The organism is Lacisediminihabitans sp. H27-G8 (assembly GCF_046156175.1).
Classification (GTDB): Bacteria; Actinomycetota; Actinomycetes; order Actinomycetales; family Microbacteriaceae; genus Lacisediminihabitans.
Window position 1 is genome coordinate 48766 of sequence record NZ_JAYLVL010000004.1, and the last position, 13278, is coordinate 62043.

The window sequence follows — 13278 nt, forward strand, 5'->3', positions numbered from 1 at the left end:
ATGGATCTTCGAGAACTCACCACCATCCGCGTCGGCGGCCCCGCGGCGGAATTCTTCGCGCCGGCGACCGCCGATCAGCTCGTCGAGACCGCCAGGGAGGTCTGGGCGGCCGGTGATGACTGGATCGCCCTCGGTGGCGGCTCGAACCTCGTCGTGGCCGACGACGGAGTGCCGGGCACGGTCATCCACGTGGTCACCCGGGGGATCGAACGGCTGCCGGGCGAGAGCGTGGTGCTGCGCGTGCAGGCCGGCGAGTCCTGGGATGACCTCGTCGCCCTCACTGTCGAGCAGGGTCTCGCGGGCATCGAAGCGCTCTCGGGCATCCCCGGCTCCTGCGGGGCTGCTCCGATCCAGAACATCGGTGCCTATGGGCAGGAGCTCTCCTCCTCGCTGGTCTCCATCGAGTTCCTCGACTACCTCAGCGGGGAACTCCTGCGCCTGCCTGCCGCCGAACTCGAGCTCGGCTACCGTCGATCTGCTCTCAAGGGCGGCCGCGCCGGAATCGTCATCTCGATCGATCTCGCGGTCGCGCAGAACGACGGTGCCCTCAGCGATCCGATCGACTACGACCAGCTTGCGACCGCCCTCGGCGTCTCTGTGGGGGACCGACTTCCCGTCGCAGAGGTGCGCTCCGCGGTGCTCGCGCTGAGGGGTGCGAAGGGAATGATTCTCGATCCGGCGGATCCCGACTCGGTGAGCGCGGGCTCCTTCTTCACCAATCCGATCGTGAGCGCGGCCTTCTCGCGCTCGCTCCCCCCGGATGTTCCGCGTTGGCCCGCAGAGGACGGCCCGTCTGCCACAGCGGCTCCGCGCGTGACTCCGCTCGAGTCCTACGTCCCCGGGCACCTCGCCCCGAGGACCGTCTCCGCTGCGAGCGGCGTTAAGCTCAGCGCGGCCTGGCTGATCGAGCACTCCGGTGTGACGCGGGGTTTCCGGCTTCCCGGTTCGCGCGCGGCGATCTCGAGCAAGCACAGCCTCGCGATCGTGAACACGGGGGGTGCGACTGCCGCCCAGGTCGCAGAGCTCGCCCGCTACATCCAGACTCGCGTACTCAGTGCCTACGGGGTCGTGCTGCAGCCGGAGCCCGTGCTGGTGGGCGTGCACGTCTGAGGTGACGGCCGACGACTAGTTGGCGTTGGCGATCAGCCAGGCGTAGGGATCGACGAAGCTTCCGTCGAGGGAGATGCCGAGGTGGAGGTGGGCGCCGGTCGACGCGCCGGTGCTGCCGACCAACCCGAGGGTCTGCCCGACGGTCACCGTCTGGCCGACCGCGACGGTCGGTGATCCGGCGATCATGTGCGCGTAGAGGCTCTCTACCTTCTGCCCATTGATCACGTGTTCGATGACGACGCGCGTGCCGTAGGAGGCGTAGCCGCCGGTGTCCTGTCCCACGATCGTCACCACTCCGGGCGCGATCGCCCCGATGGGCGCACCGGCTCCGGGCAGGAAGTCGAGACCGTCGTGATAGGAGGAACAGCCTCGGCAGGGGGCCGGGCGCGGTCCGAATCCGCTGGCGATGGGCACGTACCGGGGGAAGGGCCACTGGATGGTGCCATTGGGGTTCGGCGTGTACAGCATGCTTCCGCGGGGGGTGAAGTTCGCCAGCTTGGCCTGGCGCACCGGGGGCGGTGGGGGAGGAAGGGTCACCGCGTAACCGTCACGACCAGCGGACGTCGGGGCGGCGATGGTCGCCTCGGTGCTCGCGGCAAACGACTGGGTGGGGGCCGTCTCGCGCAACGACGAATTGGTGCGGGTGAGGGCGGCGGCGGAATCCGCGCGATAGAGCGCCGCTGCGGGAAGCGACGTCGACACGATGAGCGCGGCGACGCCGAACAGGGCACCGATGGCGGTGACCTTGGAGGTCACCCTCTTCAGGGCCGATCTCTGTTGCTGTGGCACCGGGTAAGTCCTCTGCCCTGAGCGACCTCTGCGTCAGCGGTCGAGGCCCGGGCGTGTTCGGGATTCGCCACCGTTTAGTAACGAATCGGTAAAGGCTAGCAAGATCCGGGCCATTCGACCAGAGCCGCTGCCGCCTCAGCGCTTCAGCAGCCCGAGTTCCATGGCGAGAATCACCGCGCGGGTGCGGTCGCGCACACCGAGTTTCTCGAAGACATGCAGAAGGTGGGTCTTCACCGTGGCCTCGCTCAGAAACAGCGCTTTCGCGATGGACGGGTTGCTATTTCCATCCGCGACGAGTGCGAGAACCTCGCTCTCGCGGGCGCTCAGCGTCACCGTGACCGGCTTCGCCACCCTCCGCACCAGCAGCGTTGCGATGGAGGGCGCGAGAGCAACCTCGCCGCGGGCCACCGAACGGATGCCGGCGAGGATCTCGTCCTGGGGTGCGGCCTTCAGCAGGTAGCCGGTGGCCCCGGCCTCGATCGCGGAGAGGATCGCCTCGTCGGTCTCATAGGTCGTCAACACGATGACACGGATGCCGGGCTCCGAGGCGAGGATCTGCAGGGTGGCGGCCACACCGTCGAGCTCCACTTCGCCGACGGAGGCGTTGCCGGAACGAGATGGCAGAGGCATCCGCAGGTCCATCAGCACGAGGTCTGGTTTCAGTCGGAGTGCGGTCTCCACCGCCTCAGTGCCGCTCGCGGCCTCGCCGACGACCTCCACATCCGGCGCGTCCTGAAGTAATGCGACGATGCCGCTGCGCACGATCGGATGGTCGTCGGCCACCACGATGCGGATCACGCAGCGACCCCGATCGGCAGGGAGACCGAGAGGGAGGTGCCGCCGCCGGGCACGCTCGACAGCGCGAGCGCGCCGTTCACGAGGGCGAGCCGGTCACGCATCCCGGGCAGCCCGAAGCCGGTTTCCGCCTCACTCGAGTCGAAGCCGGTGCCGTCATCGGTGACCGCGAGAGTCGCCGTGTGCAGCTCGGTGACCAGCCGCACAGTGGCGGATGTCGCGTGCGAGTGCTTGCGCACGTTGGCCAGTGCCTCCTGGGCGCACCGCAGCAGCACGACCTCGGTGTCGCGATCGAGCTCGACCGAGACCTCCGCTGTGACGGTGATCGCGATCCCGGACTCCCGGCGGTAGCGTTCCGCGAGCCTCTCGAGGGCGGCCGCTATGCCGCCGCCGAGGTCGACCGGGGCGCTCGCCGCGACGAGCGAGCGCGTCTCGACCAGCACATCCCGCGTGCTCTGTTCGAGCAGGCGCAACTGGTCGGCGAGGGGTTCGAGCCGCGCATGGGCGAGTTCGCGCTGGGCGCGCTGGGACATCATCACGATCCCGGTGAGGCTCTGGGCGATCGTGTCGTGGATCTCCCGGGCGAGTCGTTCCCGCTCGCTCACGACCCCGGTGTCGTGGTTTGCCGCTGCGAGCTCGGCCTGCGTCGCCGTGAGTTCATCGAGAAGGCGAAGGCGCTCTGCGCTCAGGTCGGCGATGCGACTGATCCACAGCCCGAGTGCCAGGCTCCCGACCAGCGAGATGCTCTGGATGAGGGCGGTCTGCGCGAGGTTCTCGGAGTCCGTTCCCACCGAAACGATGAATCCGGCGCTCACCGCGAGAGCGAGACCGACGTTCGCCACCATGGCCACCCTGGTCGAGGGGATCACCACCCACAGCAGCGGAAACGCGATCGCCTGAACGAAGGCGAGATTGGGCGAGCAGGCGACGAGTGCCCCGGAGCCGATGATCAGCGCGAGAGCGAACGGCAGCCTGAAGCGGGCCTCTCCGCCGAGCGCTCGTCTTCCGATGGTCAGGTACACGATCGACAGCAGCGCGATGGTGGCCCAGGCCCCGATCCGTTGGCCGGTGCTCGGCGCCCAGGAGAACGCGTTGATGACCGCGAGCATCGCCATGGTGGTGGCGAAGAACACGTGCCACCAGCGGTTTCCTGTCATGGGCTCAAGCCTCCCACCAGCCTGCTCGGCCGCGGCTCAGGAATCCTTGCGGATCCAACGGAAGGTCAGGCGGCAGGCCACGAGTCCCACCACGAGCCAGATCGCCGTGACGAGAGCGACCCCGCCGAGGTTCCAGGTGCCGCCCATTTCGAGAGTCTTGAACGAATCCGGAAGGAAAACCGAGCGCATCCCCTGCGCCAGCCACTTGAGCGGGAAGATGCTGGCGAAGTTCTGCAGCCAGTCGGGCAGCTGGGAGAAGCTGAGATAGACGCCCGAGATGAACTGCAGGATCAGCGTGATCGGGATGATCACCGCCGTGGCGCTCTTACCGGAGCGGGGCAGGGCGCTCAGCGCGATGCCGAGCACCGCACAGGTCGAGACGCCGAGCAGGAACACCCAGGCGAAGGTGAGCCACTTGATGGGATCGGTCGGCAACGGGACCCTGAAGGCCACCGCCGCGACGACGAGCAGTAGCGCCGACTGCAGGATGCCCGTCACGATCACCTGCCCGATCTTGCCGATGAAGTAGCTCAGCACGGGCAAGGGGGATCCCCCGAGGCGTTTGAGGGTGCCGTCGCTCTTCTCCGTCGCGATATCGATCGACATGTTCTGAAGGCCGCTGAGCAGCACGCCGGCGGCGAGCATCCCGGGCAGGTAGAAGTCCGCGGCCGTCAGGTTGGCTCCGCTCGCGGTTTTGCCGAAGGTGCCCTCGCTGAAGGCCACCGAGAAGATCGTGAGGAAGACCAGCGGGAAGAGGAAGGTGAAGAAGACCGAATCGCCCTGGCGGAAGTAGGTCTTGATCTCATAGCCGATGCGGCTCGCCCCCAGGGCGAGGGTGCGGCCGGCGGGCAGTTTGGGGGTCGCGATGGCGGTGGTCACAGTGCACGCTCCAGTTCTTCCATGGTCTTGTCCTGAGTGGTGTGCGCCGCGACGAGGTCGAGATAGACATCTTCGAGGCTCGGGCGTCGCACTTCGAGGCCGGCGGGTTCGCCACCGGTCGCGGCCAAGAGGCGGGCGACGACGGATGCCGGTTCGGTCGTCCGTTCCTCGTGGGATCCGTTCTCGTCCTGCCACCGCACCACCGGGATGCGGGCATCCGCGCCACCGATCTCGTCGATCGTGCCGATGTCGATGAGCGTGCCGCCGGCGATCACTCCCGCGCGGTCGCCCAGCTGGGCGGCCTCGTCCAGGTAATGGGTGGTCAGCAGGATCGTGGTGCCCTCGCGCTTGAGGGAGCGGATGAGCTCCCAGAACTCGCGTCGCGCCTCCGGGTCGAAGCCGGTGGTCGGCTCGTCGAGGAAGAGCAACTCCGGACGCCCGATCACGCCGAGCGCGACATCCACCCGCCTCCGTTGGCCGCCCGAGAGGGACTTGATGCGCGACTTCGCCTTCTCGGTGAGCCCGACGGCTGCGATGACCTCGTCCACGTCCCTCGGGTTCGCGTAGAAGCCCGCGAAGTGGGCGAGTTGCTCTCGCACGGTCACATTGCCGCTCTCGCCTGTCGACTGCAACACGATTCCGAGGCGCGCCTTCCAGGCGATGTCGCCGCGCTGGGGATCCACGCCGAGAACGAGGGCCTCTCCGCTCGAGCGGTCGCGGTAGCCCTCGAGAATCTCGATGGTGGTCGATTTGCCCGCGCCGTTGGGGCCGAGCAGGGCGAATGTCTCGCCGGCTTCGATGTCGAAGCTCACACCGTCCAGAGCCGAAAAGGCGCCGTATTGCTTGCGCAGGTTGCGCACACTCACGTGGGGAGGAGTTGTCATGAGCCCATAGTCCCGCGCCAGGCGGCCCACGACAACGGTGCACCGGATGGAGGCGCATCAACCGATCGGTGGATGGCGCGAAGAGTCCTGTCGGCAATCGCCCGGAAATCAGCCTCGCCCGCAGCCGCCTCCTCCCGCAGCCGCCTCCCACGCACTCGCCCACAGACTCGCCCACGGCCTCGCCCGCAGACAACCGCTTCGCCCGCAGAGAGAGGGCGGCCCGCACCCGCCTCGCGCAGCTTTGCGCCCCGCGCGACCGTCGCCTAGACTGGGGCGTGGTAGTTGAAATCTGCCATCATTTCCTATGCCCTTTTTGCGTATGAATGCAACTCGGGCTGAAAGATGATGACGGTTCGGCTGCGAAGGGCGGTGGCTCAATTGGTAGAGCAGCGGTCTCCAAAACCGCAGGTTGCAGGTTCAAGTCCTGTCCGCCCTGCAGTTCGGTTCGCGCACCTGTGCGGGTCGGCAGTTTCGACGAAGGTAGTAACCAAGTGGCGAGAAATGTCATCGACGAGCCGAGTGAGGACATCGTCGCGAATGCCAAACAGGATCGTGGCGCAAGCCGTGGCCCGTTCGGTCGACTCGTCATCTTCCTCCGGCAGGTAATCAATGAACTGAAGAAGGTCGTCACCCCGACCCGCAAGGAACTGTTCAGCTACACCGGCGTCGTGTTGGTCTTCGTGGTCATCATGATGGCGCTGGTCTATGGGCTCGACCTGGTCTTCGCACTCGGAGTGAATACCGTCTTCGGCAAGTAACGATCTTCAGCTGCTCCGGGTCGCACGATCTGAATGAACGATCTGATTTGGGGGAGCACCGGCTCCCGAACCGGCGGCGGCACGCGATGTGCCCCATTCGCCTCAAAAATATGGAATGAGATTCACAGTGTCTGGAACAAACCGCGACGACATCGACCTCGCGACTGCCGCCGAGCAGTCCTCCGAGGAGGACGAAGCGCAGGAAGGCAACGAGCTGGCCGCGGATGAAGCATCCGACGTGTCGGCCGAGAGCCGTGCCATCCACGTGGTCGATGAGACCGACGAAGACGACACCGACAGCGATGTCGAGGCCGACCTGGACGCCGCCCTCGACGCGGTAGCCCTCGCGGTGGATCCCGAAGCGGATGCGGTCGTGGCCGACGCCCTCGAGGTCGACGACGCCAACGAGGCCGAGGCCGCCGTCGAGGCGACCGAGGACGAGGTCGGATTCGTGGAGGGGGAGACCGAAGAGGTCGTGCCCTTCGACGACGCGTTCGAGGCGGAGATCGAGTCCGAGCTCGCCGAGCAGTCGAGTGTCGATGAGGCCGAGGGAGAGACCGAGGTCGACCCCTACGACGAGTTCCGCAAGGAGCTCAAGGCCGCGTACGGCAAGTGGTACGTCATCCACTCCTACGCCGGATTCGAGAAGCGGGTCAAGCAGAACATCGAGAACCGCAAGGTCTCGATGGCCATGGAGGACTTCGTCTTCCAGGTCGAGGTCCCGATGGAAGACGTCGTCGAGATCAAGAACGGGCAGCGCAAGCTCGTCACTCGCGTGCGCATCCCCGGCTACGTGCTGGTGCGCATGGATCTCAACGAAGACAGCTGGTCGGTCGTGCGTCATACCCCCGGTGTCACCGGGTTCGTCGGCAACTCGCACAACCCGACGCCGCTGCGTTTCGAAGAGGCGTTCAACATGCTGAAGAGCCTCGTGCAGATCGTCGAAGCTCCGGTCAAGGCCGGCGTCAAGGGTGGGAAGGCCGTCGGTCGCTCCATCCCCCAGGAAGTCGACTTCGAGATCGGCGAGACGATCACGATCAAGGAGGGTTCGTTCGCGGGCCTTCCCGGGTCGATCAACGAGATCAAGGCGGAGAGCGGCAAGCTCATCGTGCTGGTCTCGCTGTTCGAGCGCGAGACCCCGGTGGAGCTCAGCTTCGACCAGGTCACCAAGCTCTAGTAAGATCAAGCGGTCGCGAGAGCGGCCAGCGGTCATCGAGTGGGTCGCTTCAGCGCCCCGATCTAGACACAACAAGACCACCGCATTCGGGATCTGCCCGGATGTCGGGAGCGCCATCCAGCCGGATGGCACGAAGAAAAGGAAAAACAATGGCACCGAAAAAGAAGGTCACGGGTCTGATCAAGCTTCAGATCCAGGCCGGCGCCGCCAACCCCGCACCGCCCATCGGGCCTGCGCTGGGTCAGCACGGCGTTAACATCATGGAGTTCTGCAAGGCTTACAACGCCGCGACCGAGTCGCAGCGCGGCAACGTCATCCCGGTCGAGATCACCGTCTACGAGGACCGTTCGTTCACGTTCATCCTCAAGACGCCCCCGGCCGCCGAGCTCATCAAGAAGGCCGCCGGAGTCGCCAAGGGATCCGGCACCCCGCACACCACCAAGGTGGGACGCCTCTCGAAGGACCAGCTCCGCTCGATCGCCGAGCAGAAGATGGTCGACCTCAACGCCAACGACGTTGCAGCGGCAGAGAAGATCATCGCGGGCACCGCCCGCTCTATGGGAATCACGGTGGACGCATAATGGCTACGAAATCCAAGGCCTACCGCGCCGCTGCCGAGAAGATGGAAGAGGGCAAGTTCTACACGCCCAATGAGGCCGTCGGAATCGCCCGCGAGACCGGTTCGAAGAACTTCAACTCCACAGTCGAGGTCGCCCTCAAGCTCGGAGTAGACCCCCGCAAGGCGGACCAGATGGTTCGTGGAACGGTGATCCTCCCCCACGGAACCGGCAAGACCGCCCGCGTCATCGTGTTCGCAACCGGACCGGCCGCTGACGCCGCGATCGCTGCGGGCGCCGACGAGGTCGGTGGCGACGAGCTCATCGAGAAGGTGGCCGCCGGCTACACCTCGTTCGACTCCGCCGTCTCCACCCCGGAGCTCATGGGCAAGGTCGGTCGTCTCGGAAAGGTGCTCGGCCCGCGTGGCCTCATGCCCAACCCGAAGACCGGCACCGTGACCACGGACGTGGCGAAGGCCGTCTCCGAGATCAAGGGCGGAAAGATCGAGTTCCGCGTGGACAAGCACTCCAACGTGCACTTCATCGTGGGCAAGGCGGCTTTCCCCGCTGAGCAGCTCGAGGAGAACATCAAGGCGGCGCTCGACGAGATCGTGCGCTCCAAGCCGAGCTCCGCGAAGGGCCGCTACATCCAGAAGGGCACCGTTACGACCACCTTCGGTCCGGGCATCCCGCTGGACGTCAACGTCCTCTAGCAGCACCAGAACTACCGGAAAGGGGACCACTTCGGTGGTTCCCTTTCTGCGTTCGCGGCACCCGCTGCGAGCGACGGGTCCCGATATTCAAGGAGAGCGGATGACCGTGCGCAGGGCCGAATCCGGCGAGGGGCAGCTCCTCCACGAGCTCGCCGCCGTCACCTTCGGGCTCGCGTGCCCACCGGGCACCACCGAGCTCGAGATCAGCGAACACGTCGCCCGTCACCTCTCCACCGAGCGTTTCGAGAACTCCCTCGCCGACCCCGACCGGGAGATCCTGGTGGCTCTCTCCGATTCCGGCTTCATCGGTTACACCATGCTCGTGTTCGGCGCACCGACGGATGCGGATGTCGCGGCCGTGGTCACCGCTCGTCCGACGGCCGAGCTGAGCAAGTGCTACGTGCTCGCCGATGAACACGGCAGTGGCGTGGCATCCGAGCTGATGTCCGCGACGATCGAGGTCGCGCGACTGCGCGGGTCGGCGACGATCTGGCTCGGCGTGAATGACAAGAACGATCGGGCGAACCGCTTCTACGGCAAGCACGGATTCGAGCGGGTCGGCTCGAAGCGCTTCGAGCTCGGTGACCGGTTCGAAGACGACTACGTGCGGGAGCTCACGCTCTAACCGAGCTCCGACACGCTCAGGACGATCTTTCCGCGGGTGCGGCCGGTCTCGATAGCGGTATGAGCCTCGGCGACATGCTCGAGGTCGAAGACGTGGTCGACGGTCACGTGCACATCTCCGGAGTCGAGCAGCCGCCCGATGATGGCGAGAGTGGAGCCGTCGGGGGAGGTCTTGTAGGTCGTCGCGCGCACGCTAGCGGCCGCGGCATCCTCCATCAGGGTCGGCCAGCTTCCGCTCGGGGCGTTCACGAGAAGGCCGCCGGAGCGCAGCACCGACAGGGAACGCGTACCCGTGTCGTCCTGCACATTTCCGATGAGGTCGATGACCACGTCGACGCGGCTGACGACGTCTTCGAACCGGGTGGTGTTGTGGTCGACCACCTCCGCTGCGCCGAGTTCCCGCAGCCAGCTCTCATTGCGAGCCGAGCCGGTGGCGATCACATGGGCGCCGAAATAGGCGGCGAACTGCACCGCGAAATGTCCTACGCCACCGGATGCCGCGTGGATGAGCACTCGCTGCGCCTCGTGTGCCTTCGCGACATCCACCACCATTCCCCAGGCGGTGAGGGCGGCGAGCGGCACTCCGGCCGCCTCGACATGGGTGAGGCGAGCCGGCTTGCGGGCGATGCTCATCGTGGGCACGCTGGCATATTCCGCGTAGGTTCCCGCAAGCCGCGGCACGGCGACCATGCCGAAGACCTCATCGCCGGGCTTGAACGGGCAGCTCTCGTAGGGGCTCTCCACGACGATCCCGCTGAAGTCGGCGCCGAGCACCACCGGGAAGCTCGAGATCGCCGCCGAAGACCCCGCACCGGAGCGTGTCTTCGCATCGATCGGATTCACCCCCGCGGCGATGATCTTGACCACCACCTCGGCGCTCACCTTCACCGGCATCGGAAGCTCGGCCAGGGTGAACACCTCAGGTCCCCCTGTGGCCGCGATCACCATCGCTCGCATCGTGGTCATGAACACAGTCAAGCCGCACAATGATTCGCCGGTGTTACAACGGTGTCAACTGGATGCAAACTATGCGAAGCCGTAGCATTCAACAATGACCGCGCCGATGCCTCCCCATCGCCGGTCTCTCGAGTTCGGCGGAGCCATTCTCGGCTCGGTATTCGTGTTCGCGGCGCTCGTGATCATCTGGATCGCCCGGCTGTCTCAGGGGCGCGATCTCTACGTGAGCGAACTCGGCGCGGCCGGCCAGCCGACGGCCCACTGGTTCGAGGGCGCACTGCTCCTGATTGTGGCCGGCGGCAGCCTCATCGCATATTCCGTTCGCGGCATCCGATCCCGCTTCGCCGTGCTCTCCGTCTGGGCGCCCGCGGTATCGCTCTGGATCGGATGTGGGTTCTTCTTGATCGCCTCGCAGGTCACCTGCACCACCGGATGCCCGCTGCCGGTGGGGGCGAGCTTCACCTGGCAGGACCTGATCCATACCGTCGTCGCCGTACTCGCGTTCGCGGCGGCGTGCCTCGGCATGCTGCAGGTCTCCTTCGCGGCCGGGCACCGCTCACTCGCCCGCTTCTCCCTCGCGGCCGGGATCGCCGTCGCGGTGATCGCGGGGGCCGGGGGCATCCTCTCGCTCGCCCGATTCCAGGCCGACTTCGGCAGCAGGCTCGAACTCGCGGCGACCACGATCGCGCTCGGCTGGCTCCTCGTCCTCGGGCTGATGACAGCGCTGAGTCCCGCGGCGTCGAGGGCGCTGGGAACAGCCGACCTCGAGGACTCGCTCTCGGTCGGTTAGCGCGACCGGTCGGCCACCAGGCGGAGCACCTGGTCCGCGAGTTGCACGAGCAAGTGGATCTGGCTCTCGTCGCGATCGATCCAGCGGCATTCCGGCTCGGCATTGGTCGGCACGAAGTCCTCGTGCTGCTCCCAGACGAGCAGTGTCCGCTCCGCCCCGAGCACGTACTGCTGCCACCAGACCTGCCGCAGGTACGAGCGCGGGATTGATCGCCAGGCGGAACTCGTCGTCTTGATCTCGGCGAGTTCCAGATGCCCGGATGCGGCGATCGCAAGCCCGTCGGGAGTGGCGAGGTGTGCCGTCTCCCCGGCAGCATGAAACAGGGCATCGCTGGAGACGATGCCGTAGTGACGTTCCACCCAGCGGGCGATCTCCGGTTCCCGCGCCCGACCGTGATCCGCGTAGGCATTGCCGCCGAAGCCGCTTCCGTTGATCTTGTCGAAGGCGACGGCCTGCACCGACGCGCCTCCCGACAGGCGGGCGGCATCCGTCGCGGTGATCCCCCGGCTGCGGGCCCGAAGCCACGCGACGCGGTCGGCTGCCCGCGCGACGATGCGGTCACGGTGATCCGGAGCCGGCTCGTCCCAGAGGGAGAGCATGGGCTGGATGACGGTCACCCCACCATTGTCTCCCGCGGCACCGTCCGTCGTCGGCGCCTCGCCCCCTCCCCTCGCTGCGGGTGCACGCAGATCAGGCACGTTCCCGGGCGTAACTCCTGCACTGTGCGGCACAGGGGCGACGGCGGCACAGGGGCGACGGCGGCACAGGGGCGACGGCGGCACACGAGCGATGGCGCCCCGCGTTTTCGGTGTCTGCGCCGCGCTTTCGTCACAACTGCAGGAGCTAGGGGACAGGGGGCGGTCAGGGCTGCAGGGCGACCACTGCCTCGATCGCGTCGGCGGAGAGTACGTGCTGCGCGACCAGCATCGATGCGCCGAGGATGCCCGCGTCATCGGCCGAGCGGGCAAGCGCGATGGTGAGATGCGCCGTCGCCAAGGGAAGGGAACGGTTGTAGACGACCTCCCGCACGCCGGCGAGCAGGTGATCCCCCGCGGTCGCCAGCGATCCGCCGAGCACGATGACCGAAGGATTGAGCAGGCTCACACAGGTCGCGAGCACCTCCCCGAGGTCCCGGCCGGCCTGGCGGAGTGCAGCGACGGCGGCGGGGTTGCCGTGCTCCGCCAGCGCGACGAGCTCCCCGGCGCGCACGTCGCTTCCGTGGGAGGCGAGTGCTGCCGCAATCGCCGGCGCTCCCGCGAGGGCCTCGAGGCATCCGATGTTTCCGCAGCGGCAGAACACGTGGGCTCCGCGCGCCACCCGCACGTGACCGAGGTCGCCCGCGCTGCCCATCGCTCCCCGCTGCAGCTGGCCGTTGCCGATGATGCCGGCCCCGATTCCCGTCGATGCCTTGACGAAGAGCAGGTTGCCCTGATCCGGCCAGTGGGTGCGTTGTTCCCCCAGCGCCATGATGTTGACGTCGTTGTCCACGAGCACCGGAACGTCGAAGGCACGCCGCACATAGCCGGGCACGTCGAAGTCGTGCCAGCCGGGCATGATGGGCGGATTGGCTGGTCGGCCGGTCGTGTGATCGACCGGACCGGGGAGACCGATACCGACGCCGCTCAACCCACCAGCTTGCGTGCCGAGGGAGTCCAGCAGCTGACGCGCGTGATCGATCACGAGGTCGAGCACCGGCTTCGGGCCCTCCCCGATGGCGATCTCGGCCCGAAGGCTCGCCAGCACCGTGCCGGCGAGATCCGTCACCGCGATCACGCTGTGCGAGGCCCCGAGGTCGACGGCGAGCACGGTTCGGGCGGCGGGGTTGAAAGCGAATCGAGAGGGCGGACGACCACCGGATGAGGCGGCCCCGCCGACCGCGCTCACGAAGCCTGTAGCCATCAGGGCGTCGACACGCACCGCAATCGTCGAGCGGGCGAGACCGGTGAGGGCGGCGAGCTCGGCTCGGGTGCGGGGTGCTCCGTCGAGCAGCAACTGGAAGAGGTCCCCGGACCGCGCTGAGCCCAGCAGCGGGACGGCGGGCACGCTCAGGAGGACCATGTCCTATTGATAGCAGTTGCGCTTCGTGCT

General features: G+C 67.0%; 15 protein-coding genes and 1 tRNA gene. 8 read left to right on the forward strand and 8 right to left on the reverse strand.

The features are described 5' to 3' along the window. Nucleotides 1–1110 carry a UDP-N-acetylmuramate dehydrogenase gene (locus VLI63_RS13165; protein ID WP_409157299.1) on the forward strand — a complete coding sequence of 370 codons (1110 nt, stop codon included), beginning with the start codon at nt 1–3 and terminating at the stop codon, nt 1108–1110. Between the two features lie 15 nt (nt 1111–1125). Here VLI63_RS13165 and VLI63_RS13170 read toward each other — a convergent pair whose 3' ends face one another. From VLI63_RS13170 to VLI63_RS13190, 5 genes are all read right to left on the reverse strand, one after another. Continuing rightward, nucleotides 1126–1899: a M23 family metallopeptidase gene (locus VLI63_RS13170; RefSeq protein WP_409157300.1), complete on the reverse strand. Its 774-nt coding sequence runs from the start codon at nt 1897–1899 to the stop codon at nt 1126–1128. Between the two features lie 135 nt (nt 1900–2034). Next, nucleotides 2035–2697, reverse strand: coding sequence for a response regulator (locus VLI63_RS13175; RefSeq protein WP_409157301.1), 663 nt, complete (start codon nt 2695–2697; stop codon nt 2035–2037). After that, entirely contained in the window at nt 2694–3851 is a 1158-nt protein-coding gene (locus tag VLI63_RS13180) for a sensor histidine kinase (RefSeq protein WP_409157302.1), read from the reverse strand. The genes VLI63_RS13175 and VLI63_RS13180 overlap by 4 nt, the downstream gene beginning before the upstream one ends. A gap of 36 nt (nt 3852–3887) precedes the next feature. Next, nucleotides 3888–4730 (reverse strand): ABC transporter permease, encoded by an 843-nt coding sequence (locus VLI63_RS13185; RefSeq protein WP_409157303.1) that lies wholly within the window; start codon nt 4728–4730, stop codon nt 3888–3890. Further along, nucleotides 4727–5614: an ABC transporter ATP-binding protein gene (locus tag VLI63_RS13190; RefSeq protein WP_409157304.1), complete on the reverse strand. Its 888-nt coding sequence runs from the start codon at nt 5612–5614 to the stop codon at nt 4727–4729. The genes VLI63_RS13185 and VLI63_RS13190 overlap by 4 nt, the downstream gene beginning before the upstream one ends. Nucleotides 5615–5977: 363 nt before the next feature. On the opposite strand from VLI63_RS13190, the gene VLI63_RS13195 reads away from it, so the two are divergent. From VLI63_RS13195 to VLI63_RS13220, 6 genes are all read left to right on the forward strand, one after another. Further along, a tRNA-Trp gene (locus VLI63_RS13195) sits at nt 5978–6050 on the forward strand. A 55-nt stretch (nt 6051–6105) separates the two neighbouring features. Continuing rightward, nucleotides 6106–6372, forward strand: coding sequence for a preprotein translocase subunit SecE (gene secE, locus VLI63_RS13200; protein ID WP_185202311.1), 267 nt, complete (start codon nt 6106–6108; stop codon nt 6370–6372). 127 nt (nt 6373–6499) lie between these two features. Beyond that, nucleotides 6500–7549 carry a transcription termination/antitermination protein NusG gene (gene nusG / locus VLI63_RS13205; RefSeq protein ID WP_409157305.1) on the forward strand — a complete coding sequence of 350 codons (1050 nt, stop codon included), beginning with the start codon at nt 6500–6502 and terminating at the stop codon, nt 7547–7549. Between the two features lie 149 nt (nt 7550–7698). Next, on the forward strand, nt 7699–8130 hold the full coding sequence (gene rplK / locus VLI63_RS13210) for a 50S ribosomal protein L11 (RefSeq protein WP_185202312.1): 432 nt from the start codon (nt 7699–7701) through the stop codon (nt 8128–8130). Further along, entirely contained in the window at nt 8130–8819 is a 690-nt protein-coding gene (rplA, locus tag VLI63_RS13215) for a 50S ribosomal protein L1 (RefSeq protein WP_185202313.1), read from the forward strand. Before rplK ends, rplA begins: the two co-directional genes overlap by 1 nt. 100 nt (nt 8820–8919) lie before the next feature. Further along, entirely contained in the window at nt 8920–9444 is a 525-nt protein-coding gene (locus tag VLI63_RS13220) for a GNAT family N-acetyltransferase (RefSeq protein WP_409157306.1), read from the forward strand. Here the strand turns inward: VLI63_RS13220 and VLI63_RS13225 are convergent. Beyond that, the gene (locus tag VLI63_RS13225) at nt 9441–10400 is read right to left on the reverse strand and encodes an NADP-dependent oxidoreductase (RefSeq protein WP_409157663.1); all 960 of its coding nucleotides are present in this window, start codon (nt 10398–10400) and stop codon (nt 9441–9443) included. The two genes, VLI63_RS13220 and VLI63_RS13225, sit on opposite strands and share 4 nt — an antisense overlap. Nucleotides 10401–10494: 94 nt before the next feature. Here VLI63_RS13225 and VLI63_RS13230 point away from each other — a divergent pair, with 94 nt between their 5' ends. Next, nucleotides 10495–11190, forward strand: a complete 696-nt coding sequence (locus VLI63_RS13230; protein WP_409157307.1) for a DUF998 domain-containing protein — start codon at nt 10495–10497, stop codon at nt 11188–11190. Here the strand turns inward: VLI63_RS13230 and VLI63_RS13235 are convergent. Continuing rightward, on the reverse strand, nt 11187–11789 hold the full coding sequence (locus VLI63_RS13235; protein ID WP_409157664.1) for a YqaJ viral recombinase family protein: 603 nt from the start codon (nt 11787–11789) through the stop codon (nt 11187–11189). The genes VLI63_RS13230 and VLI63_RS13235 overlap by 4 nt on opposite strands. A 262-nt stretch (nt 11790–12051) precedes the next feature. Beyond that, nucleotides 12052–13248: an ROK family protein gene (locus tag VLI63_RS13240; protein ID WP_409157309.1), complete on the reverse strand. Its 1197-nt coding sequence runs from the start codon at nt 13246–13248 to the stop codon at nt 12052–12054. Nucleotides 13249–13278 lie beyond the last annotated feature (30 nt).